Source organism: Streptomyces sp. NPDC059008 (assembly GCF_042749045.1).
In the GTDB taxonomy this organism is placed as follows: domain Bacteria; phylum Actinomycetota; class Actinomycetes; order Streptomycetales; family Streptomycetaceae; genus Streptomyces.
On the sequence record NZ_JBHYJC010000008.1, the window covers coordinates 83,270 to 109,027 of the forward strand.

The 25,758-nt window shown below is 66.5% G+C and carries 24 protein-coding genes and 1 pseudogene; 7 read left to right on the forward strand and 18 right to left on the reverse strand.

Going from position 1 to position 25,758, the window contains the following annotated elements:
• The first annotated feature begins 1 nt into the window (after window position 1).
• Together ACFWZH_RS13005 and ACFWZH_RS13010 are read left to right on the forward strand one after the other, a co-directional pair.
• On the forward strand, window positions 2-1,117 hold the full coding sequence (locus tag ACFWZH_RS13005; RefSeq protein WP_384428742.1) for a hypothetical protein: 1,116 nt from the start codon (window positions 2-4) through the stop codon (window positions 1,115-1,117).
• Between the two features lie 224 nt (window positions 1,118-1,341).
• Complete coding sequence (locus ACFWZH_RS13010; RefSeq protein WP_384428744.1) at window positions 1,342-1,716, forward strand: hypothetical protein; 375 nt, start codon at window positions 1,342-1,344, stop codon at window positions 1,714-1,716.
• An 85-nt stretch (window positions 1,717-1,801) separates the two neighbouring features.
• On the opposite strand, the gene ACFWZH_RS13015 is transcribed toward ACFWZH_RS13010, so the two are convergent.
• Window positions 1,802-2,341 carry a hypothetical protein gene (locus tag ACFWZH_RS13015; RefSeq protein WP_384428745.1) on the reverse strand — a complete coding sequence of 180 codons (540 nt, stop codon included), beginning with the start codon at window positions 2,339-2,341 and terminating at the stop codon, window positions 1,802-1,804.
• Between the two features lie 1,034 nt (window positions 2,342-3,375).
• Here ACFWZH_RS13015 and mycP point away from each other — a divergent pair.
• Together mycP and eccCa are read left to right on the forward strand one after the other, a co-directional pair.
• Window positions 3,376-4,590, forward strand: coding sequence for a type VII secretion-associated serine protease mycosin (gene mycP / locus ACFWZH_RS13020; protein ID WP_384428747.1), 1,215 nt, complete (start codon window positions 3,376-3,378; stop codon window positions 4,588-4,590).
• Between the two features lie 13 nt (window positions 4,591-4,603).
• Window positions 4,604-8,590, forward strand: coding sequence for a type VII secretion protein EccCa (gene eccCa / locus ACFWZH_RS13025; RefSeq protein ID WP_384428749.1), 3,987 nt, complete (start codon window positions 4,604-4,606; stop codon window positions 8,588-8,590).
• Window positions 8,591-8,639: 49 nt separating this feature from the next.
• On the opposite strand, the gene ACFWZH_RS13030 is transcribed toward eccCa, so the two are convergent.
• From ACFWZH_RS13030 to ACFWZH_RS13065, 8 genes are all read right to left on the reverse strand, one after another.
• Window positions 8,640-8,822 (reverse strand): hypothetical protein, encoded by a 183-nt coding sequence (locus tag ACFWZH_RS13030; protein ID WP_384428751.1) that lies wholly within the window; start codon window positions 8,820-8,822, stop codon window positions 8,640-8,642.
• Window positions 8,823-9,055: 233 nt separating this feature from the next.
• Window positions 9,056-9,280, reverse strand: a complete 225-nt coding sequence (locus tag ACFWZH_RS13035) for a hypothetical protein (protein WP_384428752.1) — start codon at window positions 9,278-9,280, stop codon at window positions 9,056-9,058.
• Between the two features lie 373 nt (window positions 9,281-9,653).
• Window positions 9,654-9,896 (reverse strand): DUF317 domain-containing protein, encoded by a 243-nt coding sequence (locus ACFWZH_RS13040; RefSeq protein WP_384428754.1) that lies wholly within the window; start codon window positions 9,894-9,896, stop codon window positions 9,654-9,656.
• A 1,000-nt stretch (window positions 9,897-10,896) separates the two neighbouring features.
• Entirely contained in the window at window positions 10,897-11,757 is an 861-nt protein-coding gene (locus tag ACFWZH_RS13045) for a DUF317 domain-containing protein (protein WP_384428756.1), read from the reverse strand.
• Complete coding sequence (locus tag ACFWZH_RS13050) at window positions 11,651-12,646, reverse strand: winged helix-turn-helix transcriptional regulator (RefSeq protein ID WP_384428758.1); 996 nt, start codon at window positions 12,644-12,646, stop codon at window positions 11,651-11,653. The genes ACFWZH_RS13045 and ACFWZH_RS13050 overlap by 107 nt, the downstream gene beginning before the upstream one ends.
• A 33-nt stretch (window positions 12,647-12,679) precedes the next feature.
• Window positions 12,680-13,153: a type II toxin-antitoxin system RelE/ParE family toxin gene (locus tag ACFWZH_RS13055; RefSeq protein WP_384428760.1), complete on the reverse strand. Its 474-nt coding sequence runs from the start codon at window positions 13,151-13,153 to the stop codon at window positions 12,680-12,682.
• A complete protein-coding gene (locus ACFWZH_RS13060) occupies window positions 13,150-13,959 on the reverse strand; it encodes a hypothetical protein (RefSeq protein WP_384428762.1) in 810 nt (269 codons plus the stop codon). The genes ACFWZH_RS13055 and ACFWZH_RS13060 overlap by 4 nt, the downstream gene beginning before the upstream one ends.
• A gap of 1 nt (window position 13,960) precedes the next feature.
• Window positions 13,961-14,572 (reverse strand): DUF4913 domain-containing protein, encoded by a 612-nt coding sequence (locus tag ACFWZH_RS13065; protein ID WP_384428764.1) that lies wholly within the window; start codon window positions 14,570-14,572, stop codon window positions 13,961-13,963.
• A 789-nt stretch (window positions 14,573-15,361) separates the two neighbouring features.
• Between ACFWZH_RS13065 and ACFWZH_RS13070 the strand changes: the two genes are divergently transcribed.
• Window positions 15,362-15,823: a hypothetical protein gene (locus ACFWZH_RS13070; protein WP_384428766.1), complete on the forward strand. Its 462-nt coding sequence runs from the start codon at window positions 15,362-15,364 to the stop codon at window positions 15,821-15,823.
• A 49-nt stretch (window positions 15,824-15,872) separates the two neighbouring features.
• Here the strand turns inward: ACFWZH_RS13070 and ACFWZH_RS13075 are convergent, their stop codons facing one another.
• The 7 genes from ACFWZH_RS13075 to ACFWZH_RS13105 form a co-directional block, all read right to left on the reverse strand.
• On the reverse strand, window positions 15,873-17,285 hold the full coding sequence (locus ACFWZH_RS13075; RefSeq protein ID WP_384428768.1) for a hypothetical protein: 1,413 nt from the start codon (window positions 17,283-17,285) through the stop codon (window positions 15,873-15,875).
• Between the two features lie 864 nt (window positions 17,286-18,149).
• Window positions 18,150-19,376 carry a DnaB-like helicase N-terminal domain-containing protein gene (locus ACFWZH_RS13080; RefSeq protein WP_384428769.1) on the reverse strand — a complete coding sequence of 409 codons (1,227 nt, stop codon included), beginning with the start codon at window positions 19,374-19,376 and terminating at the stop codon, window positions 18,150-18,152.
• Window positions 19,334-19,582 (reverse strand): hypothetical protein, encoded by a 249-nt coding sequence (locus ACFWZH_RS13085; RefSeq protein WP_384428771.1) that lies wholly within the window; start codon window positions 19,580-19,582, stop codon window positions 19,334-19,336. The genes ACFWZH_RS13080 and ACFWZH_RS13085 overlap by 43 nt, the downstream gene beginning before the upstream one ends.
• A 110-nt stretch (window positions 19,583-19,692) precedes the next feature.
• Window positions 19,693-21,486, reverse strand: coding sequence for a type IV secretory system conjugative DNA transfer family protein (locus tag ACFWZH_RS13090; protein ID WP_384428773.1), 1,794 nt, complete (start codon window positions 21,484-21,486; stop codon window positions 19,693-19,695).
• Window positions 21,487-21,626: 140 nt separating this feature from the next.
• Window positions 21,627-21,992 (reverse strand): hypothetical protein, encoded by a 366-nt coding sequence (locus ACFWZH_RS13095; protein WP_384428775.1) that lies wholly within the window; start codon window positions 21,990-21,992, stop codon window positions 21,627-21,629.
• 33 nt (window positions 21,993-22,025) lie between these two features.
• The gene (locus ACFWZH_RS13100; protein ID WP_384428777.1) at window positions 22,026-22,286 is read right to left on the reverse strand and encodes a hypothetical protein; all 261 of its coding nucleotides are present in this window, start codon (window positions 22,284-22,286) and stop codon (window positions 22,026-22,028) included.
• A 42-nt stretch (window positions 22,287-22,328) separates the two neighbouring features.
• Entirely contained in the window at window positions 22,329-22,550 is a 222-nt protein-coding gene (locus ACFWZH_RS13105) for a hypothetical protein (RefSeq protein WP_384428779.1), read from the reverse strand.
• A 175-nt stretch (window positions 22,551-22,725) separates the two neighbouring features.
• Here ACFWZH_RS13105 and ACFWZH_RS13110 point away from each other — a divergent pair, with 175 nt between their 5' ends.
• A complete protein-coding gene (locus ACFWZH_RS13110) occupies window positions 22,726-23,043 on the forward strand; it encodes a hypothetical protein (RefSeq protein ID WP_384428781.1) in 318 nt (105 codons plus the stop codon).
• Between the two features lie 339 nt (window positions 23,044-23,382).
• Here ACFWZH_RS13110 and ACFWZH_RS13115 read toward each other — a convergent pair whose 3' ends face one another.
• Together ACFWZH_RS13115 and ACFWZH_RS13120 are read right to left on the reverse strand one after the other, a co-directional pair.
• The gene (locus tag ACFWZH_RS13115) at window positions 23,383-24,096 is read right to left on the reverse strand and encodes a hypothetical protein (protein ID WP_384428783.1); all 714 of its coding nucleotides are present in this window, start codon (window positions 24,094-24,096) and stop codon (window positions 23,383-23,385) included.
• A 299-nt stretch (window positions 24,097-24,395) separates the two neighbouring features.
• Window positions 24,396-24,530: a hypothetical protein gene (locus tag ACFWZH_RS13120; protein WP_384428784.1), complete on the reverse strand. Its 135-nt coding sequence runs from the start codon at window positions 24,528-24,530 to the stop codon at window positions 24,396-24,398.
• Window positions 24,531-24,965: 435 nt separating this feature from the next.
• Between ACFWZH_RS13120 and ACFWZH_RS13125 the strand changes: the two are divergent.
• Window positions 24,966-25,520 (forward strand): annotated as a pseudogene (locus ACFWZH_RS13125) (pentapeptide repeat-containing protein); the annotation flags it as partial.
• Between the last annotated feature and the right edge of the window lie 238 nt (window positions 25,521-25,758).

The window sequence follows — 25,758 nt, forward strand, 5'->3', positions numbered from 1 at the left end:
CATGGCTGACGTCGCAGAAGAGCGCCGCATTGGGGACACCGATCCTCGTATCACTCGCCTTCAACGCAAACGGTGGCTTATCGCCGCAGTCATCGTCCTGGTCGTTGGGGCACCCAGCATCTTCTATTTCAGTGGCGCGTATGACCGTTGGCAAGATAGCCGCAGTCTCGCCGATATTTGCAGGGGAAGCGTTGACACCTCGGAGGTCAAAGAGCTTCTAGGCATTGACCGGCTGCGCGGCCGCGAGGTCGAAGTGGGGCAGGGAGCGAACCCGCATGCAGGTCAGTTGGACAAATGCTCTTTGAGCGACCCTGACCGCAGCGCATGGCTGTCAGTGGCTATGGACTGGGGGGCCGACGCCTCAGGAGCTCTTCACGACTTCGGCGAATTCGCCCCGTGGGGTGACGTCGGAATGGCAATTCCACTAGGTCACGGATGGGAAGGCGTGATGGACGAGGGAGGCTTGGGAAAGGATCTCGTCGCCACCATCAACTTGCCTTGCGTAAACCACTGGAACGATACAAAGCGTTCCTCCTTGGTGGTCACGGTGCAAGGCATGGCAATGCGGTCAATGGAGGGAACCGCACAGCGAACGCGCTTCGCTCGCACAGCGACAAAGACTGCGCAGAACGCAGCCAAAGCATGGGGATGCACTGCCCGTGTAGGTGGCGCCGTCGAACGTGTTCCGGATAACACAGCGCACACAAAGGTGCCCGAGGGGGAAGCCCGCGGTACATGTGCTGGCATCGCGACCGCTGTACGCGAAAGTGCTGCGGATTCGAAGGCGCCCATCGAGAACTGCTACCTGCTGTCTGACTCGTTCACATCGCAATATCGCGTTAGCGCCTTCTATGCTCCCTTCGCCACAGCGTTGGCTGAACAGCCCGGCTATGGGGGGGAATTCGATCCGCAAAAGCCTGCCGGGCACAAGGGCACCACGATTTGGGCATCAGCTCAGTGTTCTTCAGGTAGTCGGGCGTTGTACATCGCCACTGCGACTCTCAACAAGGACAGGCCATCGGAGCAACCGGACGTAAAACTAGGAAAGGTCGCGTTGAAGGAGTTCGCTGCCCGTTCTGCGAAGCGCCACGGTTGCACTGATCTCAAATTGCCGTGACGTTGGTATCCGTGCAGTGAGCACACTAGGCGTCGGCACTAGTGGTGGCTGGCGACCGTTCCATCACCGATGGGCGGGTACGCCCCTATAGTGCGTACCTGACGTATTAGAGCCGACTCTCAGCGTCCCGGGTCAGCCAGATCGGCATCGGTTTCAGGACAGATGTATGTCGCCTTTCGACGCGCCAAGGGGCCGGTTGACCTGGTGTTCTGATGGGGGGTTGTATGGATCTGCTGCCTGGCCCCAGCGCCTGGCAGGGACCTGAGCGTCACACCGGGGGGAAGTTGCAGGTGGCTGAGGAATACCGAGTTGATCTGAGTGCGCTGCAGCAAGTCATCACGCGGCTCAACTCGCTTGTGGACACCATGGATGGGGTCGGGACCACGGCGGAGTACAAGACGGAGCTGCCGGAGGGGTACCTCGGCCAGGGATTCGCCGAGGAAGCTGGGCTTCGGAATGCGCACAGCAGGATGAAGCGGGAGCTCGCCGCCATGGTCGCCGAGCTGAAGGACATGATTGCCGATGCTGGCAAGAAGTCGAGGACCGTGCACGACGACTACGAAAGTCGTGAGCAAGAGGTCCGCAAGTCCATGCGCTGAGGCAGGCTGCGGCCGGCTCAGCAGGTGAGCCGGTGCAACGGGGAGGAATGAGATGGGTAGCGGGGGTGGACACTCCACCAACTTCTCAGGCCACACGCTTGAGTCGTTGAAGGCCATGGTGCGCGACGCGCAGCCGGACAAGGTCGATGAGATCGCCGACCACTGGATGTTCGTGTACGACCAGCTTGCCGGTGATGCACCGGACGGAAGTGTGAAGGATCTTCTGGACAAGGCCGTGGCGGATGTCCGCGAGTACTGGCACGGCGCAGCGGCGGAAGCCTTCGAGAAGCGGGCAAAGACTCTGAGTGCGAGTCTCGCGAATGGCTCTCTGTACGCGAAGAATACGTCGCACACTCTGAAAGCCGCGGCGATCGACCTTCTCAATGCCCAAAGGGCCGTCACGGCTTTGCAGGACTCCGAGGCTGCATCGAAAGACGGCAACATCCTCCAAGCCATCGGCTCCAAGGTGCAGGACGGTGCGGACTGGTTGGGCGATTTCGGTGCTCGCAGCGATGACACCCTGAAGCAGGATCTCGCCAACGGCATGAACACCAGCGATGCGCTGGACAAGCACCGGGGCACGCTGTCCCGTGGGCGGGAGATCGCCTTGCAGGCGGCTGCCCATATGGAGAAGCTCGGCGCCTCGTACAACGTCAAGGGGAATCAGCTGGCGCCCCCGCTCTCCCGTGACCCGGAGAAGCCCATCTCGCCGCCGGATTCGACGGTGCCGCCGCCAGATGTGGCCGTTGCCGTGGTTCCAGCCGTGGCGAGTCCGCGGAGGGGGACTGCCGCTGGGGTGTCGGGCCGGAAGGCGGCCGGCGGCACGTCATCCGGGGGTGGTGTTGCTTCGCCCCGGCCTTCACGGGAGAGCGGGGGTACGGGGGGCTCTGCCCAATCCGGAACGCGTCCTCCCATGCCGCAGGCGCCGCGTCCTGGTACGGCGTTGGACGGTGTTCGTGGCGGTGTGGTCAATCCCGTCAGTCCTCCGGGCGCGGGCCCCGGCGGGCCGTTGGTCGGGGCTCCTGACCACTCCGGTTCGGGCACCGGCGGGCCGGGCATCCCTGGTGGTGGTCCCGTGGTTGGCGGGCGCGGTCCTGTGGGCGGCAGAACGGCGCGTCCAGGTTCACCGGGCGTTCCGAGTACGCCTCCAGGTGGTCGTGCTGGTGCAGGAAGAACCGCTATGCCGGGTGCTCCCGGCCAGCCGGGCCAGGCAGGACGACCGCCGATTGCTGGCGGCACGGGTCCCGGCACATCCGGTAAGGGCGGCGCTCGTGGTCGTCAGGGAGGGGGCGCGCGGCGTCCTGGCGGTGTCATCGGGGAACCGAGTAAGCCCGGAGCGCCGGGTCGGGGTTCGCAAGGTGGCTCAGGTCTGCACCGCAGTCGGGGTGGCGCTCTGAACGGTCGTTCGGAAGGATCGTCTCCTTCGCGTGGTCCACTGGGCGCACCGATCAGCGGGCGGTTCACCCGTGAGGACAAGGAGCGCCGGCAGTCACAGCGTCCCGACTACCTCGTCGAGGATGAAGAGACCTGGGTTTCGCAGCGGGACGTTGTGCCGGGAGTTGTTGGCGTTCCGGCCTCTGCGGAGGCGGACGACAGTGGCGTACCGGAAGAGCGGAGCCGTGCGGTGGAGCCGGACAGTTCGGAAGGAAACAGCAGGGCGTGACGTTCAAGCGATGGATGAGATCGGCGGGTGGGACGGCGCTGTTGTGTGTGGTCGGTCTCGCGCATGCAGCGTCCCCGGCAGCCGCGGATTCCATTCGCGATCGTCAGTGGGCCTTGCCGGCATTCGATGCTGACGCGATTGAGAAGGTGTCCACAGGTCGGGGGGTGACCGTCGCTGTCGTCGACACTGGAGTCGACGGGTCCCACCCCGACCTCGTGGGCAATGTGCTGCCGGGGAAGGACCTGCTCAAGGGTAGCGGTCGAGCCGACCGTGAAACAGAGAACTCACACGGCACGGCCATGGCCTCCTTGATCGCAGGCCATGGTCACGGGCCCGGGGGCGCGGCCGGCGTCAAGGGGCTCGCCCCTGGGGCAAAGATTCTGCCGCTGCTTGTCAACACTCAGGATGGCCTGCGGGTCGGCACTGGCAAGGGGGAATCCCCCGTGTCACAGGCGATTCGTTATGCCGTCGACCACGGAGCGACAGTCATCAATCTGTCGCTGGGGGACACTTTCAAGATTACCGATCTGGACGACGCCGTTCAGTATGCGCGAAAGAAGGATGCCGTCATTGTTGCCGCGGCCGGCAACGACGGCGTTGCCGAGCCGAACTACCCCGCGAGCATCCCAGGCGTGATTTCGGTAGGAGCGGTCGACTCTTCAGGAAAGATCTGGGAGAAGTCCAACTACGGGTCGAACAACCTGCTCGCAGCACCAGGGGTGGACGTCCCCGGCGCGGGACGTGATCACGGCTACCGAAGCGGTACGGGCACTTCCGATGCCACCGCCTATGTTTCCGCTGCCGCCGCCCTCCTCCGCTCCAAGTTCCCTAACCTCACGGCTGGCCAGATCGCGAACCGCCTGGTGAAAACAGCCAAGGTGCCGGACGCGGTGAAGGGTGCGAAGCTCCCGGACAAGCACTACGGCTACGGGTTCATCCGCCCGTTCAGCGCCTTGACCGAGGACATCCCGGCAGGCTCGCAGAACGGCCCGCTGCCGGCTCCGTCCTCGGCTTCACCGGTTCCCGCTGCCCCGTCCGATCCCTCCTCCAACGGGGGTGGGGCATCGGCGTATGTCATCTGGGGTGTCGTCGGCGTAGTGGTGCTGGGCCTCGTGACCGCGTTGGCTGTGGTCATCGTCAAGCGCCGCCGCCCTGTCGTACCGCCGCCCTCTCCGTACGGCCACCAGCAGCCCGGCCCGCCCTTCCAGTAGTAAACAGGCCCCATTGGCAACCGTCACCATCAAGCGCCCTCCGCGTACCGCGCCCCCTGACTATCCCAAGGGTGAGTTGCAGCTGAAGGCGCCTCCCGAGCTGCCGGAGCACAAGCGCGAATCCGCTCTCCTGACGCTGCTGCCCATGGTGGGCATGGCCAGTACGGCGGTGTATTTCTTCCTGCCCGGCTCACCACCGTTCATGAAGATCATGGGCGGCATCATGCTCATCGCCACGGCGGCCATAGGGGCGGGCCAGCTCGTCCGTGCCCGACGCGGCTCATCGTCAGGCGTCCACGCGGCACGTCAGGAATACCTCAAGTACCTGGCTCAGACTCGCGAGGAGGCGCGGGCCACCGCACGCGCCCAGCGCCTGTCAGAACTCCGCACCTTCCCCGAGCCAGCACAGCTCTGGGCGGTCATCGCCGAACGCACGAGACTGTGGGAACGCCGGCCTGGCGACGACGACTTTGCCCAGGTACGTGTCGGGCTGGGTCCACAGACTCTGGCGACGCGCCTTGTGGTGCCGCAGGCCGGGCCTGCGGAGGAGTGGGAGCCGCTGTCCGCGCATGCACTGCGACATTTCGTTGCAGCGTACGAGTACCTCGACGAGCTGCCCCTGGCGTTGTCCCTGCGGGCGTTCCCGCGGCTGACGATCAGGGGTGACACCGACACCGTCCAGGGGGCGGTTCGGGCGCTGGTCTGCCAGCTGTCGGCGATGCACTCACCGGACGATGTGCGCATCGTGGTCGTCACGGATCTGGGGACGGCTGCGGAATGGGACTGGATCAAGTGGCTTCCGCACGCTCGTACCGCCGAGCCGGAAGCCGCTGGCCGCCGACGTGCGCAACGGCTGCTGGTCTATTCCTCGCTCAGCGACCTCGAAGAGGACTTTGCCCAGGACTTCTCCACGCGCCCCGCCTGGGAGGCGGATGCCCGGCCGCTGCTCGACCGACCCCATGTGGTGATCCTTCTGGATCCCGGCCCCACGACGACATTCCCGTGGCCATTCGACCGGGACGCTTATCTGGGCGTGACCGTCATCGAACTTGAAACGGCCATCGGCGGTCCGCGAGAGCGCCGTACACCCGGGGGTGGGGTCCGTCGAGTAGATCGCCGACCGGGTATGGCTGTCGAGCCGAATGCCCTGACCCTCGTTTCCAAGTCCGGCTCCACCTACACGGGTATTCCAGACACCCTCAGCGCAGTCGAAGCTACGGCACTCGCTCGCGCCCTCTCTCCGCTGCGGACCAGCGACGACGAGGACGAGGACCCTCTGCTGGGCAACCTCGACTTCACCGAGCTCATGGGCATCGAGGACCCCACGACCCTCGCCCCATCGCCACAGCATCGAACTGTGCAGGACCGGCTGCGCGTACCGCTCGGAGTGGACGGCGACGGAAATCCCGTTGTCCTCGACCTCAAGGAAGCAGCCCAAGGAGGGATGGGGCCGCACGGCCTGTGCGTCGGCGCCACCGGCTCCGGTAAGTCCGAGCTGCTCCGCACCCTCGTCCTCGGCCTCGCCACCACCCACAGCTCCGAGACCCTGAACTTCATCCTGGCCGACTTCAAAGGCGGCGCGACGTTCGCCGGCCTGGCCGACCTACCGCACGTGGCCGCGTTCATCACCAATCTCGCCGAGGACCTCACCCTCGTCGACCGCATGCAGGACGCCCTGACCGGTGAACTGCTGCGCCGTCAGGAACTGCTGCGCGCCAGCGGCAACTTCGCCAATATCGGCGCCTACGAGAGAGTCCGAGCAGCAGGGGCACCGCTTCAGCCGCTGCCCACGCTGCTGATCGTCCTTGACGAGTTCAGCGAACTGCTGGGAGCCAGACCCGAGTTCATCGACGTGTTCCTGCAGATCGGACGTATCGGGCGTTCGCTCGGTGTGCACCTTCTGCTTGCCTCACAGCGGGTGGACGAGGGCCGGCTGCGCGGCTTGGACACCTACCTGTCCTATCGACTGGTGATGCGCACTTTCTCGGCCGAAGAGTCCCGCATCGCACTCGGCGTCACCGACGCCTACCATTTGCCCAACGTCCCAGGAGCTGGCCTTCTGAGTCATGGAACGGAAGCCCTGACCCAGTTCAAGGCCGCATACGTCTCTGGCCTCTACCGTCCCCGGCGCACCACCGTCTCCGGCGGTCGGGAAGACATCTCCCCGATGCTGTTCACTGCCGAGTCCATCATCGAGGGCGCCGATCGATGCCTGACTAGTGTTGATGAGGCACCTTCAGAAGGAGGCGGCACAGGCCCTTCCGTACTGGACATTCTGGTGGAGCGGCTTCGGGACCAAGGACCGGCGGCAGAGCAGGTCTGGCTGCCCCCGCTGGAAGAGTCCCCTTCCCTCGGTGATCTACTTCCCCCGCTGATGGTCACGTCCGAACGGGGCCTGCAGCCTGTCGAGTGGCGGGATATGTCCCTGGTCATCCCGCTGGGCATCGCCGACGTGCCGTTCGAGCAGCGCCGCGAGACCCTTCGCTGCGATTTTTCCGGTTCACAGGGTCACACCGTGGTGGTCGGTGGTCCACGGTCGGGGAAGTCCACCTTGCTACGTACCCTCGTCATGGCGTTCGCCCTGACGCATACGCCCCGCGAGGTGCAGTTCTATTGCCTGGACTTCGGCGGCGGCAGCCTGTCCTCTCTGGCCGGCCTCCCGCACGTGGGGGGTGTCTGTTCCCGGCTGGATGCGGCCAAGGTGCGACGGACTGTCGCGGAGATGCGGGAGATCCTCGACGAGCGGGAGGAGTTCTTCCGGGCACATCACATCGACTCGATCCGGACCTACCGCGGGCGACGGGCCGTGGGGCACTACTCCGATCACCTCTTCGGCGATGTCTTCCTGGTGATCGACGGCTGGGGCACGTTCAAGCGGGAGCACGAACAGCTGATCCCGGACGTCGAAGCCATGGCCGTTCGAGGTCTTGCCTACGGCATTCACGTCATCCTCACGGCCGGGCGGTACAACGAGATCCGCCCTGCTCTGAAGGACCAACTCGGTACCCGGCTGGAACTGCGGATGGCCGACCCTCTGGATTCCGAACACGACCGCAGACGCGCCCGCAATGTGCCGGCCACCCGCCCCGGACACGGCCTTGCCCAAGGCGGCCTGCACTACGTCGCCGCACTCCCGCACGCCATTTTCCCGCATGCCACGCACGACCCTACGGACGACGCCAAAAGCTCCGCCGAGCTGATCGCGGCCGTCGCATCCCACTGGCACGGGCCGGTTTGCCCACCTGTACGCATGCTTCCCGATCGCCTGCACGTGGACGCCCTCCCCAAGGCGAGCGAGACACCTGATCTTGGCTTCGCTGTGGGCTTCGACGAATCGACGCTCACGCCGACCTACCTCAACTTCGACACCGATCCGCTCCTGGTGGTCTACGGCGAAAGCGAGTCCGGGAAGTCCTCGCTGCTGCGCCTGCTCGCCCGGCGGCTGGCTGAACGGCATCAGTCCCATGAAGCTCTGGCGGTCGTCGGAGATTACCGACGGGGGCTGCACGGACAGCTCCCAGAGGACCACGTGCTGCACTACGCTCCCGCCTCGGCATCGCTCGAAGAGGGCCTGAAGCGCCTCGTTCCGATCCTCCAGGCCCGGATGCCTACGGAGGAAGTCACCGCCGAGCAGATGCGCGCTCGCAACTGGTGGCACGGTCCCGAGATCTTCATCGTCATCGACGACTACGACCTCGTCGCACTCCCCTCCGGCAATCCCCTCGAAGCACTGGTCGAGTTGTTTCCCTATGCCCGGGACATCGGCCTACGCGTCATCGTCGCCCGCAGTACCGCTGGCGCAGCCCGCGCCTCGTTCGACCCGGTGACCCGACGCCTCAAAGAGCTCGGAGCTGCGGGTGTCATTCTGTCGGGCAACCCCGATGAAGGACCGCTGGTAGGCACTACGAGGGCTGAGCCTATGCCACCCGGGCGGGCTCAATTGGTCTCTCCTCGGCAGCGATCTCGCGTCATCCAAATCGGCTGGTCTGCCCCCAAGTGAGTCAGTGGGGGCAGACCTGCGCTCGATGGTCTGGCCGAGTGGTGTGGGCTCAGCTCTCCGCCAATTGGTTCGCGAGCTGCAATGCATCGGTTGCGACGGACAGTGCGGCGTGGAGACCGGAGACCTCGAACAGTGTGGGATGGACTATGGGGGTCCAGTCGCCGTGGAGGCTCGGCCAGGTGGCGAGCGTGACTTCCACCGTGGCCAGACCGAGGCGAGCGGTGACATCCATGCCTCCTCGGGCACTGGGAACCCAGTGCAGCACGATGGAGCCGGGGCGGAGTCGGCTGGGATGTGCGATGGGTGCCCAGACAGCGCGGATCGATTCAGTGGCGATGGGCGGTATCGAGCGGACGAGGGCCCCGCGTACGGAGTCGGGCATGGGGCGACGGATGAGATCACTGAGGATCAGGCATGGGCTCGCGAGGCTGGTCGCCGCTGGCCGGCGGCAGCAGGGTCGGCAGGTCACACATCCGCCCAGTTCAGCTGGTTGCGGACCGCGGGCGGCAGCACGTCTTGCTGGCCGTTCTCGGCGATGTAGACGGCGCCGTCTGGTCCGGTTATCTCGATGACCTGGCCGATGCGGTGGGCGTGGGGCCAATCGGGGTTGATGGCGAAGTGCACGGGGAGGTCGGGGTCGACGGTCTGAAGCTGGCGGATCAACTGGCGGACGGTGATCTGGTACGGCACGGCAGCCTCCTTGGAGAAGCGGCGATGAGGAGAGGTGGGTGTGAGGATGCGCTCCGGGTCAGTCCCCGGCGTCGAGCTGCAGCAGCTCGCACAGTGCTTCGGGTCCCTTCGAGGCTGCTGTGGGTTTCGGCTGGACCTGGCCGGCGCGGTGCCGTATACCCTGCTCGGCGGCGTAGGACTTGGTGGACGAGGGGCTGCTGGTCCACTTCTCGCAGTTGCACGTCGCGCCGATGGGCAGAGGGACAGATGGTGCCGTCGGCGTGATACGCGGTCACGGTGATCGAGTGGCGAGGCATGCGGGACCTCCTGGTCAGATGCAGGTGCAGTAGCGGCCGGGGAAGGGGATGACGGCGGCGAGGAATCCGGCGACGGCCTAGCCGGGGTGTCCAGGCCCGAAGCTCTGGCGCCAGGAGGCGGTTGCATCGTTTGTCTCCTTGACGTTGATGTGCCACAGGTCGCCGCGCGCCGCTGCGGGGCATTCGGGGAGGAATCCCACGTAGACGCGTTGGTCGGGGCTGGAGCAGTGCACGTTGCAGTCTTGGTCGGAGACGAGTGCCACCCCTGGTTCTTGAGGAGGCCGGTTACGGGGCCTGCGCAGTGGCAGTCGAGCAGCCACTCACGCTCGCCGAGGGCGGCGAACGGAAGCGGGGCGGGAGCTTGGAACGGGGCGGTAGCGGCGAGCGTCACGAGCAACAATCCCTTCGTTGACCTGCGGTTTTTCGCGACATCCGTACGTTGACATGGTCTGGGACGGGGTCTCCAGTCCGTTGCGACGGTGTCCGTCTGCCGTGGGCGAACTGACAAGGGGACCGGCCGCTGATGTCCGTGCAAGGGGGAATGAATCGGTTGCCCTTGGGGCTGTTCCCAGGGCGACCGCTTGCTGCGGGAGGTTGGGTTGGAGAGCCAAGAGATCTGTACGTACTGCGAGGCGGTCGACGATGCGGAGGCCGCTTCCGTGGGCCGGGCCCGCATGGCCGACGGCAGACGGATCGAGTTGAGCGTGGAGGAGCTGGCACAGCTGGTTGGCGTCGAAGCCACGGGTGGGCGTGGCGCGGGCCGGCATGGTGCGGCCGATGCCGTCTAACGACGGGGCGAGCGCACCTCGTTGCGTGTTCCAGTACTCGCCGTGTGGCCGGCGTTCTGGGCATCGGTGGGCGAGGCTGGTGCCGGCGTGGACGAACGTGCGCGTGCTGCCTCGGCGCGCACGGCAGCAGAGCGGTCCAGGGACCGTGTGAGTCCTTGGGCAAGGTGCCCTTCGGGGTATGTGTCGATGACGGACCGGATGGCGTAGAGGCGGGCCTGGTTCGCAGCGTGGGCTTGCGGCAGCTCCGCCGATGAGGAGCTGAGCTGCTGGAGACCCTGGGGGAGCGGGACACAACCCCTGGGGTGAGGCTGTGCCTTCGGGGAGGTAGCCGAGCCGGATGTGCTGTTCGGGCGAGTTGATGTAGACGTTCTCCAGTTCATCGTTATGGAGGTGGAACTCCTGGGCGAGGAGCGGCTGGAGGGCGGGGTCACCGGTGGTGGTGGAGCCGGTGAGGTAGACCGGGGAAACGTAGAAGTCCCCGTCAGGAGCGGGCGTGGGCGTGAGATCGGATCTCGGAGGCAGGGTGCGGGCGTCAGCGCTGACGGCGTGAGCTGGCAATGACATGTGTGACGGGGGCGGCTGAGGCAGTCGGAGGCTGGACGGGGTGCATCACGTTGGTGCGCGGGCTGCGTGCCAGCGCAGCCGTAGTGCGCGGATTCGCCTGGCCGAGGCACAGGGGCTGGGTCTCGACCAGGGAGCGGTGGCGGTCGGGAATGAGGAAATCAGCGCGGACGACGGGCCTCGGGTCGGTCAGGGCGAGGGCCGTGGCGGTTATGAGGTGCTCGGGGGTGCCTCGGCTGAAGTACGCCTGCCAGCTCGGCGCGGAGAGGGGGGCGGGGCCGGCGGACATGCGCCAGGTCGACTTCTCCGTGTCGTGTAGTTCGTCGTATTCGTGGAGCCAGCCGCCGCGCATCCGATAGGCGGCATGACCGTCGGGCGAGACCATGCGGAACGGCCGCGTATCGCGGACGGCCTCCCACTGGTGACTGGAGAGCACGGTGGCGGGCGTGTGCCGGGTGTCGTGCTCGCCCCCGCTGAAGTAGTCGGCGAAGTTGTTGGGCAGCCCGGCGACGAGCGTGTCCGTGAACGCTGGCACGATCTCTCGGGGGGCGTCGCGGTCGAAGGTGGTAATCCAGTCCGGTACGCCGAGCGGGTCCTCGGAATACGAGAACGTCCAGCCGCCGTAGTGGCTGTCGACGACATTGGCTATGCGCACGCGCTGGCACGGGCTGGTGTAGTACGTGTCCTCGCCGAAGGCCACGACCTTGGTCCAGCCTGCCGCAGAATCAAGGGTGTTGAAGACAGCTTCGCCCGGGCCGGGGCCGGCGAGGTAGACGGGGGCCATCAGGACATCGCTGTCCGGGCCGAAGGTGCGAGGGCCGGTGGTGGGCATAGGGAACAACTCCGGAGGGGTGGTGCACGGGTGCCCGCGCGGCTCGTACCGGAACGTACGTGGGCGCCGTTATGGCGGTGGGGTCTGACGGTGGGCATGAGGAATCACCTGGTCTGTGAGGGGTGGGAGAGCGCTGTGACGTATGCCGGGAGACGTGGCTGGGGGCTGGGGCGTGGGAGAACAATCCCGGGAAGCCCGAGGGGGTTCGCCGTACGGCTGCGACGGCCCTCGTCGCGCTGGCCGATGCCAGTGCTGTGGGCTTGTGCGGCACAGTGACGCGAGGGGGCAGCGACTCGAAGGCGGCCAGTTCCGCATAAATGGGCCCGAGTGCCTGGGCGGCCGGAGCCAGGGTGGACGCGGCACGGGAGGAGGGGCCGGTGCGGGTCGGGAACTGGTCCTCCTGGAGTTGCTGGAGGCGATAGTAGAAGGAGCCCGTGGCGAGTCCCGATGCTTTGCGTAGTTCGCCGTTCGGAAGGGGGCCGTGCTCCGAGAGGGCGTGGAGGACGCTGAGTGCCCGCTCGCCGCGTAGCCGGCGGAGGGCGTCCTCCGTCCGTTCTGCCTCGGCGACTGCCGAACTGCTTCCACTGGAGTGTGTGCGGTGCCAGGAGGCGAGTGTGCGGTGCACGCTGTGCGCGTTCCGACCCGAGCGGGAGACCTCGTAGATCCCGTATTCCGGCCGGTCCAGCAGCCCGTTCGTGTGCATTCGCCGCAGGATTTGCTGCGTGTTCTGGGCGCTGAGCCACGGCAGCGCCGCGGCGATCTTTGCGAAGCGCATCTGGCCGTGCTGCGCGATGGTCTGCAGAGTCCAGGTCGTCCAGCGGGGAGCGAGGCGGTCGATCGCCTCGCTGACGAGCACGGCGTCGTGCGCCGATTTGCGGTGGCCGGCCATGTCTATTTCTCCGGAAGTTGGTCGGGAGTGCTGTCAACGGGAGTGCGCAGAACGTCCGGCCGACGCGGGCGCGGCGGGCGCGGGGGAGTTCGGGTGCGCGGTGGCTCGGCTGCTGCTGTGCGGGGAGCGAGCCCTGGCGGCCTGGGCACGACGCCCGAGGGGCTGCGTGGCGGCGGATGCCTGCCGCTCGCGCTCCAGCCGGCGCGCCGCGGTGCGGTATGCGGCCTGGTCCTGACGCTCGCCGACGGCCAGGAGGTAGATCTCCCGGCGGTGCTGGGAAGAGGCCGGGGCATCCCGGTACTGGACGACCAGTCGCCACCTGGTCTCAGGATCGACGTAGACCTTGTGGCAACCCGTCAGTTCGCGGTGCAGCGCGGCGCCGCGCTCGTTGCCGTGGACCAGGTGCTGCAATTCCAGCAGGGCCAGGTCGCGGATCTCCTCCGGGACGGACCGCAGGTCGGCGAGGGCCTCGGGATGAGCTGCGAAGGCGTACCGGGCTTGGCTCACGGCGCGTTCCGACGCACACGTGCCGGCGCAGCCGCCGCCAGCCGAGACGGCACGGCTGCCGCCGGTGGTACGGCAAGGCCGCTGGCCTTGACCATCGAGCGGGCGCGGGCAGCCTGTACCCGTACGCCGACAGTGCCGTGGGACGCCGGGGCCAGGGGAAGGGGCGTGGATTGCTCCCCTACCCAGGTGTCTGCGGTTTCGGCGGTGGGGAAGGCGCCCTCCCGCACCGTGTAGGAACGAAGGTCCTCGGTGGTCTCATGGAGGAAGAGGCAGTACAGAGCACCGGCCGGCTCGGGATGGCTGTCGAAGACCAGCGTCCGCACCTCGTTGCGGATCTCAGGGATACAGAGATTGGCGATGTAGTGGTCAATGGCCGTGCATCGGCCGTCCGGGTTGGTCCGAAGCATGTCCTCCAGCCGGGCCGTGAGTGCGTCGGCGGGCCGGGGCCCGTGGGTCGTGGATAGCTCTGCAGATTCGGCCCGGCAGCCCTGGCGGATGAGCCAGTTGTGCGCCAGCGGAATGACGGGGTGGCGCTCGTGCGCAACGCCGACCGTGTGCTGTTCGAAGTCGCGGGTGATGTGCAGCGTGATGAACGCCGTCGAACCGGGGGTGTTCCGGATCGCGGTGCGGTACAGGAGCAGGTAGAGCAGGTAGGTGTCGCGGTAATCGGTGCTGTGGTGCTCGGCCAGAGGGTCGAGCATGTCGTCCGAGAGCGTCACCGAGAAGAAGGCGTCATCGGTCTGTTCGGTGGTGGCCGTGAAGCCGTCGAGCCGGTAGTCCGGTACAGGCGTGTGGAAGTCGGTCATGTCAGGCTCCGGCGGGCTCGGGGGAGGCCAGGAGCCGGTGGCTGGGCCGGGCCGGGCTGGTGGTGCACGCACCGAAGGGGCCGTCGGGTGTGCGGAGTTGCAGCAGGGCCGGGTCGAGGTGGTCGCGCTGCCACACTGAGGGGCCGGTGGGGCCGGCCTCGATGTCGGTGAGCTGCTGCCAGGCCAGCCACAGGGCGTGCAGCCGGGCGACGGCCTCGGGGTGCTCGTGCCACTGCTGGCACCACGGGCGGCTGGTGGTGATCTCCCGGCCGTAGACCGGCAGTAGAAGGTGGTGAACCCAGGTGGTCAGGGCGGCGAGTTCTTCGGCGTATGCCGTGCCGGCAAGCGCGAGAATGAAGATGGAAGACGGCCCCTCCGCCCCGGTGGCAGCCGAATCGCTGCCCGCCGGGGCGGAGACCGGCGCGGTGCCTTCCGCGCAACCGGGCTCGTCGTGTTCGCAGTCCTGGCCGGGTGACTGTTCGTCGGTGAGCCGGGCGAGCGTCTCGCCTTGCTTGCGGCTCTCCGCGACGAGCTGTGTGACGGTGGAGACGAGGTCGTCCAAGTCGTGGTCCGGTATGCGTATCGGCTCGCTGTCGTGAGCGGGTTCAGACATCGATACCCCTTGGCGTGAACGTGTGGGGTGTCGAGGTTCCGGAGATAGCCCGGTTTGGCCATGCCGGAAACCTGGTGTAGACGGCGCAGTTCAGAGCGGTGTGGGGTAGTGGCAGGGCGGGGGAGGATCTGTAGGGAGCGGGTGTTCGCTATGGCGTTGCCGCGAGGCCCGATGGTCGCGGGTTGACTGATGAGGAACGGGCCCGGCGCGAACAAGCCCCGTTAGCAGCAGCTGATTTGCTTGGCGGTGGGGCCAGCGAGCCCGAGTTGGCGGGTCGCTTCCAGGGGACGCGGATGTCGGCGAACCGCTGGCGCCGGGCCCTTGTGGCAGGCAGGAGGGTAGCCCTGACTGCGAAGGGGGCCGGTGGTGCCGCTGCCGTCTCACCCTTGACCCAGTTGGTGGAGCTGGATGGCCTGCTGGACGCCGGTCCGGCCGTACGCGGCTGAGTCGGGGGGCCAGCGCCGGACCCTTGGCCAGGATCGCCGAGGTGATCTGCATGAGGTCGGCATTGGCTACACCTTGATCTCGGTGCACGAACGCAAGACTGGCGCGTCCTACCGTAACCCCCGGTTATCGGCGAGCGCGCTGGTCATCATCGACGCCGCCACACGTCTGGTCGTTGCCGCCCGTCCGCCTGGCAGACCGGCCGGTCCCGGGGGGGCTGACGGTCACCTCGGGCTGAACTCCGGCCTCGCCCACTCCAGCTGCGCCCTGCCAGACCACATCTTCTTTAGCCTGCGGGGTCATCCTGCGACGGTTATGCTCGCTACAAAACGATAAGGGGGCATGGTGGCTGAGCTTCTGCATCGGCAGGATATGGAAGTGGAAGTCGAATTCTACTCGTTTGCTCTTCAAGAGGCGGACGATAATCTCGTTCCGTCTCCTTTTCCGGAAGGATCGGAGTCTGGCGACTTCCTGTCTTTCCGTGAACGAAGAATCGACGTCGAAAGTGGCGGTCACACGCATACTGCATCTCTGACTGCCGAGGTATGGGATTCGGAACCTAGCAAAGATGTCGATGGGGACTGGGAGGCCGAAGGTGAGGGCGAGATTGAATCACCAACCGGAGAGTTGGCCATCTGCGAGATGATGGGTAATTCGGGAACGTACATCCAGCTTGGACGACCGCACACACTGTGGAAAGCGCGCATCCGAAGCTCGGGACGTGACGCGGTCTATCAATTGGCTCAAGTGGATGTCCCCAGCGGCGTCGAACGCTATTTGGTACAGTTCTGGCCCGCTGGCGGGTGAGACGACGTATCAGCCGGGTGGGGCATTATGGCCCCACCCGGCTCGGGGGTCAGTCTATCGCCATGAGGTATGCGTCAACTTCTTGGCCGTTGGCGTCCCTGCCGTGCAGGATCCGATTTTTATCGTAGAAGAGGGCTAGGATCGTACCGCCGGCCTGGTTCTGAGCCTTGGGGACAGGGAGTGCGGAGAAGTTATCCTTCGGCGCGGAGGGTTCCTTTGCGTGTTGAGCTGCTCCCTCGTATGTGCTCGCGAACGGGTATTCGTCACATTCGCGCGGACCTGCCGGGTCACTCGTCGCATAGTCCCTACCCCAGTATTTCACGCACATGCTCACTGCTGCCCGACGGTTTGCCTTGTAACGGGACCTGTCGCGAGCGGGGTACAGCCGGTGCAGTGGGCGCTTCGCATCGAATCCGGGAACGTTCTTGTGCGAGTTCGGCGGCTCGGTCCTGCCGGGGTTGGTGTGTGCCAGGTTGAGGTGGTCGGCCACCGCTTTCTCAGGTGCGCCCTGCTTGGAGCTGTAGTGCAAGGCGACCTTGTAGGCGAACGCAGCTCCGCCGCGCTTCTTGGGATCGGCCGCTCTACTGTTGGGCAGGTAGGAGGCAGCGTCCCAGTTCATGGCCGTAAAGGTGACTCGCTCCGGACCAGGGTTGGTTCCGACGTAGCCGGTTGGGTACTTGACCGACACGTATGGGATGTACGCCATGCTGATCAAGTCATCGGGCTTCGCGCCTTGCCCAGCATCGAAGATCACATTGTGTCTGTAGTTGGGAGCCGCACGCAGTGCGTCGAAGGATTTCTTTGGTGGGATTAGACCAGACTCCCTCTTCTGGGCGTGGGAGACCAGTACTTTCTGTTCTACCTTGGTATTTACGATGAGGCCGCTCGTCTTTGTGTTGCCCGTGGCGGCGAAGTTCGAGAAATGGTAATCGAAGCTGACAGTTCGATCGTTGACATTCGGGACGGTGCCGAGGACTGTCACCGCAAACCCTGACTCTCCCACAGGTCGACCGTTCCTCCCCCACACCTGTAGAAGCTGCAAGGCGCCGCACATCGCGAACCGCGACTTGAAGTAGAACAAGCTATTATTGAGATTCTTGTGGCATTCCTTATCCGTTATTGACCGTGGTGGGTCCGGATAGGTGCCGCCATTTCCTGCCTGGCCTCGGGGAGGGGAGTTCCTCACGCTCGGATTATTCGCCTCCGGCAAGAGGGAGGCTGCTTGGCCTGCTATTTTTTCTCGGTCCACCTCTGGCGTCTGCCTTTCTGGGAATCTTTCTAGATTCGCCAGAAATCCCGGCCTCTGGAGTTCGGTGAGTGTTGGGAGTTTTGTGCCAATTGGGAGGACGTAGGTGTCCACAGTCAGGCGGTCGGGTGCGGCTTCGGCAGGCAGCGTGAAGGCCGTGACTGCTAATGCTGCGGCGGTCAGCGCGATCCACACCTTTCCGCTTCGTCGTTGCATTCGCGTCAAAGTGCGAGTCATCTCTCTCCGAATGGGCTTGTGTCGAACGATTATGCGAATGTTAATCATGGAATTTCTTATTCCGCGCATTTTCTTGCGTGCTGGCCTGAAATGTTCGCTAGATGGCCGACCGTATGCAGTCGATGGGGCCGCGAGTATCCGGTGGGCTTCCGGTGTTTCAGCCAAAAGGGCAGGGCCACTGCCGGTCTGCAACGATCCCGTGGCGGGTCGGCCTCGCTGAAGCCGGCTTGTTGCAGGGCATAGGGCTGATCGGCTCGGTTTGATGTACCGCTAGGTCGCGGGGCGCGGGGTGTAGGCGAGCCGTATCGGGTCCGGTGCGGGTGCTGGTAGATCGAGTTCGGCGGGCAGCGCGGCTCAGTGCGGCCAGGATGAGTGGTGGGGTGCCGCCCAACCGGTCCGCTGCGCTGCACGGTTCACAGGCAGCGTCCGTGAGATCGTCGCGTACGGTTCCAGTCGTTCCTGAATGATTAGGAAGGCGTGGTGACTCACGTCTTGGAGGCCGGCTGTTCTGGGGACTTCGGCGTAGCGGTGCCGAAGACCGAGCTGGACGTACGCCGCGGCGTAGTTCTTCACCGCTCGTCCGCGGGGCTCTGTCGCCGAGGTGTAGTCGTGGATAGCCGGTCCGAGAACGAGTCCAGGGCATCGTCTACGGCACAGAAGAGGACCGCGTCCGACAAGTCCTCGACCGGTCCCGCCAGGGCGGCGAGGTGCTTGGACGCGGTCGTGAGGTTGGGAAGCTCGCGCGGTGTCCCGGGGACTCTGATTCGGTGCGCAGCTTGTCAAACTCGTGGGCAACGGCGCACAGCTCTTCTCGCTCCAGGCCGGCCCGGCCAGTGTGATCGGTCATGACCGACTTCGGCGGTGAGGACGGTCAAGGGCAGCGGGATGCGAGGCCGCGGTGGACGCCGCCGCAGGGGTGGCGTTTGAGAGGTGAGGGCGGCTGCGTGATCGGGCCGCTTCGATGCGGGCAGCAGGCGGGTCGGCGGCCGGTTGGCCGGCGGCGCTGTGCGGTTCGGGCTCGGTTCCGGTGGCGATACGCCAGCGCTGGCGGACTTCTTTGAGCGGACCAAGTTCGTGGAGTGCGTAGCCGATCAGCCGCCCCGGTGCCAACGACTCGTCGTCGGCCAGCGCCCGCACCTGGCGGGCCGAGGCGGCTGCCGTCCGCACGAGGGAGGCTCGCACGACTTGTTCGCCGACATACTCCGCCGACCCTGCGAACGCCGAGGGATCGCAGATCCGCAGCACCCGTTCGGCATCCAGGGTTCGGTCGGCCAGAGCGCCGCGGCGTTGGGTCTCCCACAGCACGGTCAGCTGGTCGACGGGCTCGCCCCGGTGGTGGAGCGCGCCCAGCGACCGGTAGATCTGCTGATGGCCGGCGTCGGCGAAATCGCCGGGGTGGAGCCAGCCCACGACCTCGTCCAGCTTCTGGGGACGCGCACTGAGGCAGCCGAGGAGGAACTCCTCATCGGCCAGGAGCTGTTCATCCACCGGCTGTGGATGAGCAGGAGGAGGCGGTACCGATGCCGGGGGTGCTACTAGCCGGGGCTCGCCGCCCCAGCGGCGTGCGAGATCGGCCAGCACGTCGGACAGAACTTGGGAGTGGTGCACCGTCTCCTCAGCGCCGCCGCGGATGGCGTCGGCGCGGGCGGCCTGGTGCAGTCGTGTGGCGTGCTGGGCGACACTGCGGTGGATGGCACCCTCGAGCACCATCCGTCCGTAGATTGCTGCGTGCTCCGGCCGTGGACAAGCCGCCACCAGGGAGTGCGCATAGGAGGCGGTCAGACCCCGGGTGTGCTTGCTGGCCTCGGTGACCGTGTCGGTCATCCACGACATCGGTACGGGGCCAGCGTCCTGGGCCTTCGAGGCGAGGTGGTCGTCGGATCGGAGCTTGAGCATCGCGGCGTAGATCGCAGCGTGTGCCGGACGAGAGAAATGCTCCGGCCGAAGCCAGGGCGAAAGGCGGTCAAGCTGGCCGGGAGCCAGGAAGACCGCTCCAAGGACGGCCTGCTCGGCTTGGACGAGCGGCGTCACCGTCGGCCCTCGCGTACTGGAGTGTCGTAAGCGTCGCATCCGTTGTGCAGATCAGCGACGGCACGGTCGGCGGCGGCCATATCGGTGGCGAAGCGGTCCAGTTCGCCCGTGAAGGCGGGGTCGGTGGCGAGCATGGTTCCGGAGGGGGATACGAGCCACCAGCGGTCGGCGAGGCGTACGACGGGAGCGTCAGCCAGCCGCTCGGAGGGTTGATCGGAAGCCCAGGACGGTGCGGGGTGTGGCATGGGGGAGCACCTCGTGATCAAGGCGAAGGCGGGAAGTGGATCGGGCGGGCGGCGCGGCGCGAGGGCCGCGCCGCGCGGTCTCGCCCGGGTGCGGAGTTGCGCGGGGCCGGTCATGCCGCGGGAGTGAAGTCGTCCTGGCGCAGTGCCTTGGCGGCAGCGCGTTCGCTGATCGCGGCCGTGGCCTTGGCGGACGCGGCGCCCAGCTTCTTGGCGTCGTGGCTCTTGTACCAGGGCTTGAGGTCGATGCGCGCGAGGCGGATACCGGTGGCCATCAGGAGGGCGGTGCCCTTGGGCATCGCGCGGAGCACGTCCAGCGGCAGCACCCGTTCCTGGCGCATCGAGACCGAGGTCGACTTGCCCGATTCGCCGGTGGAGACCGAGACCGTGCGCACGTCGTGTTCACCGCCGAGGCGCGAGATCTTGTCGGCGAAGTCGGCGTCGTCCATGCCCGAGCCGATCACCTTGATCGTCGCGGCGGAGAGCAGCGCGTCCATGCCGGACTGGCCCCAGACCCTCACGCCCTGCTGGTAGGACTGCAGGATCGTCATCGGGATGACGCCGCGGGAACCGAGATGCGAGTACAGGTCCGGCAGGTCGGCGATCTTGCAAACGTTGGCGGCCTCGTCCAGGATCGCCAGCAACGGAGCATCCAGACGCCCGCCATCGCATTCGGCCTGGATGACCGCGGCGCGCATCACGGCGTCGGCGGCTGCGGCGATGATCGCCGAGGCGGAGCCACCGCCGTCCTTCGACAGCAGATACAAGGTGTCCTTGCTGGTCGCGAACGCCTCCGGCTTGAACTCCCGCACCTTTTCAAGGCTCTTGGGCGGGGTGATCCAGGCGGCGATGCCCGGGTCGAGCAGGCAGCTGGCGTACTGCCGGGCGGTTTCGAAGATGCCGTCGCGGGTTTCGACCGCGCCGGCCACGGTGCCCTGGAGCTGTGCGGCGACCGCATCGAACCCGGCGTCCTGGAGCAGATCGATCGCCGTGCGGTCGGCCGGCGAGGCCAGCCAGGCCAGGACGTCCGTGATCGGGCGTCGGGCTTGGGCGGCGGCCAGGAAGAAGGCGGTGAGGGTGTTGGCGGCGGCCGTGGACCAGAAGTCGCCCGCGCTCGACTCGTCCACGGAGGCGGTGACGAAGTGCCCGGCGAGCCGCCGCGCCCCGGCGAGATCGCGGGCGTCGGCGAGGATGTCCCACCACATGGTCTGTGGCGCGTGGGCGATCTGCTGCGGATCCAGCGTCCACACCGTACCGACCTCGGCGCGGGCGTCGATGGTTGCGGTGTAGGCGTCGCGTGCCGCCTTGTTGGAGGTCAGCAGCACGGGGCCGGGGGCGCGCAGGATAGCGGGGATGGCCAGGCCGGAGGTTTTGCCGGAGCGGGGGGCCATGATCGCCAGGATCACGTCCTCCCAGGAGGAGCGGAGTTCGTCTTTGCCCGGTTTGAAGGTGCCCAGCAGGACACCCCGGTCGTCGGGGGCGATGTCCTTGGGCTTTTTGCCCGCCAGACTGGGGCGCAGGTCGATGGCCCTGGTGGCGATCTGCTGGGGCAGCAGCGGGGCCAGGTCGCGTCGGGTGGCCAGCCCGGATGGGCTGCTGCGGAAGCGCAGCCACACCTTCGCGGCTACGACGGCGGTGGCCAGGAGGACGAGGGCGGGCAGGACGTAGCAGCCGGTGATGACGGCAGGCTGGGCGAGATGGGGCCAGACCTGCTCGGGGTGCAGGAGGGCCGTGGCCGGCTGGTAGGCGGCCCACGGGTCGGTGCCGGCAAGGGTGTTGGCGAGATTGCCGAACAGCCAGGCCAGCGAGCCTCCTCCCATACCGAGCCCGGCGAGGGCGATCAGGAGGTAGAGGAGGAGGTCGGTGCCGGTGGTGGTCGAGGGCATGGTGGTGCGTGGCGTTGACAAGGCGAGTTCCAGGGGTGCGCGGCGCGAGAGGAGGGGAGGACGGGGCGGCGCGTTCTTCTGGTGATCACGGCGGTGCTCCTACGGCAGAGTCGGAGGGGATGAGCAGGGCGGCGGGGACAGACCCCGCGCTGGCGGTTCGTCTAGGCGGCCGGGGTGGGACGTGGGCGGTTGCCATAGATCTCGGCCCGTGCGGCTTCGCCGGCGGCAGGACAGATGAGGTCGAGATCGAGGTTGGTGGAATGGCGTGCAGCGATCAGATGCATCGCAGCCTGCGGGGCACGGGCCTTCTTCTCTGCCTCGCTCAGCCCCTCGGGTAGGCGGAAATGGTGCCTGGAGCCCTGCGGCTCCTCGAAGCCGAACTCCCGGAGAATCTTGTCGGCGTTGGGGTGGTGGCTGTCGGCGAGGACCTCGGTGCCGCGCGGCTTGCGGTAGATCTCGACGTCGTCCATGTACACCTCGTGGAGGAAGGCGATACAGCGGGACCGGACGCGGCTGAAGCGGGACATGAGTGAACCTTTCTGCTGGGCGGGAGAAGGGTTTTAGAAGTGGGGGTTCTCGTTCGGCCGGTCGCCGTCGGTGGCGGCTCGCAGTAGTTCAGGCAGGTCGGCGGGGTCGGCGTCGCGCTGGTCGATCCACCAGCCGGCGCGGGTCAGGGGCCGCACCGCGTCCTCGATGACCTCCCCCTCGGATTCGCTGGTCGTCCCTTCGAGGACGAGGGTGCTGTAGGAGGCGGAGACGAGCTGGTGGCGGCAGCGGGTGCCCCAGGCGATGGCACGGTCGGTGCCCTCCAGCGGCGGCATGCGGTACTGCTCGGATCACTCCTGGGCCTCGGCCTGCTCGGATCACTCCTGGGCCTCGGCCTGCTCGGTGGCCCGCTTCTTTGCCAGCCACTCGGCCTTCGATTCGTTGTCGTCGTTGCGGGCGGCCCGCCAGCAGTCAGAGCAGTCGCGTGCTGAGAGCCAGCGGGCGTAGCCGGCACGCCGGTCGGCCGGCCGGTCGGAGAGGTCGGCCTCGGCGGTGTGCCCGCAGGCGTGGGCGATGGTCCACAGCGTCTTGACGGCCATGAGAGGGACTCCTTCTGTGAGCGAAATGGATGGTCAGCGTGTACGTCGGGGGCTGGGGTGGCGCGGCCGTGGAGCGGGGCACTTCTTCCGGGGGCGCGGGGAGGCCGGTGGGGCGGTTTGGTGAGGACGCCACGGCGGCGCGGGAGCGGGCGGTGTGTGTCACGGAGGGGATCTCGTGCCGCGCAGGGAGCGGTACGTCGGTCAGAGGAGGGGCATCCTGGGGCGTCACATCCGGCATGACCGACAGATCGAGCTGGGCGTCGGCCAATCGGTCGCCGAGGAAGGCGACATGGTGCGCGATCGTGCGCAGATGCTGGCCAAGTTCCCGGCCGTTGGGGGTGTCGAGCCGCTCGCACCAGGCGGCGGCGGTGTCGATGAACTCCTCCAGATCGCCGACGGCACCGTGGTGCTCATCAAGGATCTGCTCCAGGACCTCGGCGACGTCGGCCGAGCGACGCAGCTCGTGCAGCTCGCCGGTCAGCGCGGTCAATGACTGGCCTGGCTGCGTTGTCCGTGCGGCCACGTCGTCCGATGTGGGGATGGGGGGCGGCAGCATGATGCGGGGATCGGCGGCGACGGTGAGGCCGGCGTCCTGGAATTCGCGGGTGGCGGCGGCCACTGCCTGGACGGAGGCGTTGTACGGGGCGTCCTTCGGCAGGAGATAGACGTCCAGGTCCTGGCTGTAGCGGAAGTGGTGCTTGCGCAGGACGTCGTCCAGGTGTGGCCGGTCGTCCGCGACGGCGGCAGCCACACCAAGATCGGGGTGGACTCCGAAGGCGACGTCGGGCTCGTAGGGCAGATTCATCGTGGAGGCTCCTTCGAGGCAGAGGCGTTAGCGGGTGCGGACGGGCTGCTGGGTGGCGGAAGTCGGGCGGTATGCGGCGGCGGCCGGTCGTTGCGGCAGTACGACGCCTGCACGGACCGGGGAGACGGCGGTGGCGGCCTGAGCGCGGCACTGCATCATCGACAACCTCGGATCACGACGCTCGTTGCCGGGCATCGCGTAGAAGGCGTCGAACGCGCGACCGGTGTGCTCCAGCCGAGCCTCGACGTACCGCAGATCGCCCTCCCCATGGAGCAGCAGTCCCTCGCGGGTACGTATGTCGGTGCCGACCGCCCGCAGCGTTCCCTCGGGATCGCGTACCTGGTCATGCACGACGATCCGAGCAGCCCGGATATCGGCGTCGAGAGCGCGGGCGGAAGCGAAGGCGGCCTCCCCGACGGTGGAGACCTGCCCGGTGGAACGATTCTTGGGCCGGTCGCTGAGGCTGCGGTTGGGGCTGAGCGGGGTGTGGGGCTTGAGGTCGTACGCGGCGTCGGACGTGACGTTGTACTGCGCGGCTCGCAGGGACTGGACTGCCTGCTGTCCTCGACGGGTCGGGTCGCGGTTCGGCTCGGTGAGGGCGTAGAGGTTGCTGTCGGGCAGCCGCTCGAAGCCAACCCGTTGCAGCATGTGGTCGGCGACGTGGTTGTCGTGCGAAGCCGTTGCCACGACGCCGTAGTGGTCGTGGTGGTTGACGGTGATGTGCGGACGTGTTTCCGCCACGAGAAGTGCACCTCGCAGAGGTTGGGGCTGTGCGGACGACGAGGGTGCGGCTCGAAGACGGGTTTGGTGATGCCGGAAAAATGCGCTAGCGCGAGCGAGGCCCGCGGTCGTGCGTCTGCAGATCGACCGGTCGCGCGGCGGACCTCCGCGCCGGCGCGGCGCTCCCCCGGGGTGGCGAGTGGAGACTGGGCACGGGCAGCCCCGGCCTGCGCTGACCGGTTCAGGCCCTTCGGGCTGCGCCGCAGCGCCTGCTCGGCCCGTGTGCCATGCCGACGGGCGCGCCAGCGTTCTCTACAGTCTCAGTCCTCGTCATTGCGCTTGACGACTGCCCCGTCGAAGACCTCTGACCCGCGGGTGGCCGGGCACTGGGGGTCGGGGACGGCCTGGAAGTTCGCCTGGACCCGTGCGCCGGCGGTCAGAGCGTCACGCAGCATATGCAGTCGGTACCGCCAGCGGTCGGCCCAACGATTGGCGGGATCCAGGAGAGGGAGGGGCTCCTCAGCGTGGGCGAGAAGGGCCGGACCGTGGCCGAAGAAGAGGGCGAACTGGGCGCGCCCCACCGGCCCTAGTCGCGCGTGCCGGGCTGCACGAGGCGCAGCTGTTTGTCGATGACATCGCCGGACTGCGGGCACACGGTCGGTTACATGGGGAGATCGTGAAGCCCTGTTGTGGCGCGGCGACATCGTGGGCGATCAGGTTCACGGCGGCACTCTTCGTCGCCGAACTGCGTGAACGCCAGGGGCAGATGAGGTATCGGTAAGGGCATGTCTGAGCCGTCAACGAACTCTTCATCGCCGGATTGGCGCCACTGCGGGCACGGTGCCGATACCGAGTCGGATCCGGTGGGGTGCCGAGGTGTGCTCGCCTCCATGCAAGGGGCTACGACCTGCGTACCTCATACCCCCAACCTCCGGGAGGCTTACTTGGACGGCCTCCGGCCGGGCGACAACATTGACCTTCGTGGTTGCACGATCACAGAGTCATTCTGGAGTCGGCTCCGGGCAGCTGTACATGATGGCGAACGTCCCAGATTCGGCCTGGTCCGCTTCAATGAAGCAACCTTCGAAGGAGATACCGATTTCAGCGACGCCCAATTCGCCAATGCGGATTTCAGGAATGCAACCTTCGAAGATGGAGCATCTTTCGTTGCTCCTCACTTTACAGGCGATGCGAAGTTCCAATCGGCGGCATTTGGTGGCACGGTAAATTTCGAGGGTGGTCAATATGAGGGGGTAATGTTTTTTGAGCGCGCCGAATTTTCCAAGGATGTAGTCTTCTCCGATCTTTCGTTCAAATTTGGAACTTGGTTTAATGGTGCGCAGTTTGATGGCGAGTTGATGGCTTTTGACTGCAAGTTCTACGGTGGCCTCTGGCTCACGGATTCCAGAATCGCGGGGCAAACCTGCTTCGTGGATTGCGAATTCGGGCCCTCTGCTTTTTCGGGTACCAGATTCGAAGGCGCGACCAGCTTCGAGCGCGCGACATTCAAAAGTGGCTGTAATCTGGAAAATACTCAGATCCGCCCTGAGCCGATATTCGGTCCGATTGTATGTGAAGGTCCGATAAATTTGACCGATGCCCGGATTACGGCGCCAACCGTGATGGAGGTATCGGCCGCTGCGATACATCTATGCGATGCCACGCTGCAGGAGTCGGTCGCTA

Coding starts and splice junctions, on each gene's coding strand:
- ACFWZH_RS13005 (WP_384428742.1), top strand. CDS start 2: ATGGCTGACGTCGCAGAAGAGCGCCGCATTGGGGACACCGATCCTCGT.
- ACFWZH_RS13010 (WP_384428744.1), top strand. CDS start 1,342: ATGGATCTGCTGCCTGGCCCCAGCGCCTGGCAGGGACCTGAGCGTCAC.
- ACFWZH_RS13015 (WP_384428745.1), bottom strand. CDS start 2,341: ATGGGCAGCCGCCTGCAAGGCGATCTCCCGCCCACGGGACAGCGTGCC.
- ACFWZH_RS13030 (WP_384428751.1), bottom strand. CDS start 8,822: ATGGATGTCACCGCTCGCCTCGGTCTGGCCACGGTGGAAGTCACGCTC.
- ACFWZH_RS13045 (WP_384428756.1), bottom strand. CDS start 11,757: ATGCCCACCACCGGCCCTCGCACCTTCGGCCCGGACAGCGATGTCCTG.
- ACFWZH_RS13050 (WP_384428758.1), bottom strand. CDS start 12,646: ATGGCCGGCCACCGCAAATCGGCGCACGACGCCGTGCTCGTCAGCGAG.
- ACFWZH_RS13060 (WP_384428762.1), bottom strand. CDS start 13,959: ATGACCGACTTCCACACGCCTGTACCGGACTACCGGCTCGACGGCTTC.
- ACFWZH_RS13065 (WP_384428764.1), bottom strand. CDS start 14,572: ATGTCTGAACCCGCTCACGACAGCGAGCCGATACGCATACCGGACCAC.
- ACFWZH_RS13075 (WP_384428768.1), bottom strand. CDS start 17,285: ATGCAACGACGAAGCGGAAAGGTGTGGATCGCGCTGACCGCCGCAGCA.
- ACFWZH_RS13080 (WP_384428769.1), bottom strand. CDS start 19,376: ATGCGACGCTTACGACACTCCAGTACGCGAGGGCCGACGGTGACGCCG.
- ACFWZH_RS13085 (WP_384428771.1), bottom strand. CDS start 19,582: ATGCCACACCCCGCACCGTCCTGGGCTTCCGATCAACCCTCCGAGCGG.
- ACFWZH_RS13095 (WP_384428775.1), bottom strand. CDS start 21,992: ATGTCCCGCTTCAGCCGCGTCCGGTCCCGCTGTATCGCCTTCCTCCAC.
- ACFWZH_RS13100 (WP_384428777.1), bottom strand. CDS start 22,286: ATGCCGCCGCTGGAGGGCACCGACCGTGCCATCGCCTGGGGCACCCGC.
- ACFWZH_RS13105 (WP_384428779.1), bottom strand. CDS start 22,550: ATGGCCGTCAAGACGCTGTGGACCATCGCCCACGCCTGCGGGCACACC.
- ACFWZH_RS13120 (WP_384428784.1), bottom strand. CDS start 24,530: ATGCTGCGTGACGCTCTGACCGCCGGCGCACGGGTCCAGGCGAACTTC.